We start from the raw sequence: 1,830 nt of genomic DNA on the forward strand, positions 1-1,830 counted from the left end.
GGCTGGACGCGGGCGGTCGGCACCCTGCCCATCGACGACGTGCCTTCGCGACTTTTTCGCGACACCCGCCACGATGCGGGCGTGACCAAGGCACTGGGTCCGATCCTCAAGGCGCAACCCACGCCGCTGGCGCTCCACGACATGGACCAGGATTTCGACATCGGCACGCGCATTGGTGATACCGGCATCGCCTCGCCCTTCGTGCAGATCGCCCTGGCCACGATGGCCAGCTACAAGCTCGGCGGCCCGTCGGCCACCGTGCATCGCCGCGAGAACGGCGATGTGACCTTCACCCTGATCAGCCCGCCCGATGAGAAGACGAAGGCGGCCTGGGAAGGTGAGGAGAAACGCAATCCCTTCTACGCCCACATTCGCTGACAGGAACGACGGATCTCCAGGAATCGCCGGGCGCGGCCCGCCACGCTCCTTTCCCTTCTCCCGCCGCACTTCGTGACCGGCCTTCGCCACGGCGCCATCGCGCTGTCCGGCGTGGCCGGTGTGCTGTTGGTCACCCTGTCCATTTATATCCAGGCTTCCGGTATGTCCTCCTCCGCCAACGCCATCCTCGGCAAGTACATTCCCATCATTGGCTTCATCGCCCTCTTGGCCGGCCTCGGCGCCTTGTTGGTGACCTATTCCCGTGGTGTCGCACGCACCGAAAAGGCGGAGAAAGCGCAGCAGGCCGCGCTCGCCCGGGAGCGCGCCATGGAGCCCCGGCAACGCATCCTCCAAGGCATCGGCGATCGCTTTGCGTTGGAAATCCGCGGACTCGGCTTCTATCTGGAAGGCTTGTCCCAGGACGAGATATGGAAACGCTTCACGTCGGTCCGGCCCATGGCATCCGTCCTGTCGCAGCGCATTGAGGATTATCCCCAGTCGGCGGGACGCCGGCTCACGCGGTATTCCGTCGGTAGCGAGATTGCCGCCGACCACGTCGCGCTCGACGCCATGCACCTTTGGCCCGTGCCCGGCTTTGCCGCCCAGCCGCCGTCGCATCCGTCCGCACAGGAGTCTGCTGGCGAGTACTACAGTAACCTGTTTCGCCGCGCGAGCCTGGTGTACAGCTTCGGCATCTGGGTAGACGACATCAACGGCGAGGACGCCTCGCCGCTGGTCGATAAACTGTTCGCCTTTTTTGATGCCCATCCGGAGGTGCCGCAGGCGATCGTCATGACCAAGGACGGCGACATCGTTCGCGAGTACATGCAGGGTTCAAGCACCCGGCGCATCGAAGGGCCGCACAAGCCCGACAAACCGCTCAGCGTCGTTGCCCTGCTGGTCAGCCGCACCGATCGGGTCGATCGTTTCATCCGGCCCTACGCCATGCACGAGGACACCATCGCGCGCACGCCGCAGCAGACCCAATACGACTACATCAAGCTCTACAACTTCTACTGGAAGGAAAGCCGCCGTTACGGCGAGGAACATCACATCCGTTACAGCTCGACCACGATGAGCGCCAGCCATTGGGCGAGCGTCCTGCCCCAGTTCCTGGCCACCATTGACGACAAGGGCGTGCCCGGCTTCCAGCGTACCGACTTCCTCCCCTTACGCTGGACCAACTGGCAAGTCGATCTGTTCGACAACCCGCCGATCATGGGCTACCTGCACCGGCCGGTCACCGTGCGCCTGCGCGACAAGGACGATAAGCCGCTCACCGGCGAGGCGCAGGTCGCGGCGTTGCGCGAAGGCTGGACGCGGGCGGTCGGCACCCTGCCCATCGACGACGTGCCTTCGCGACTTTTTCGCGACACCCGCCACGATGCGGGCGTGACCAAGGCACTGGGTCCGATCCTCAAGGCGCAACCCACGCCGCTGGCGCTCCACGAC

General features: G+C 64.9%; 1 protein-coding gene and 1 pseudogene. Both read left to right on the forward strand.

Annotated features, from left to right (window positions below):
• Positions 1 to 378, forward strand: a pseudogene (locus tag VGM71_RS04860) (hypothetical protein); the annotation flags it as partial.
• A 72-nt stretch (positions 379 to 450) separates the two neighbouring features.
• A partial coding sequence (locus tag VGM71_RS04865; RefSeq protein ID WP_331542694.1) for a type VI lipase adapter Tla3 domain-containing protein occupies positions 451 to 1,830 on the forward strand: 1,380 nt, incomplete at its 3' end.

The organism is Luteibacter sp., from assembly GCF_036499525.1.
In the GTDB taxonomy this organism is placed as follows: domain Bacteria; phylum Pseudomonadota; class Gammaproteobacteria; order Xanthomonadales; family Rhodanobacteraceae; genus Luteibacter.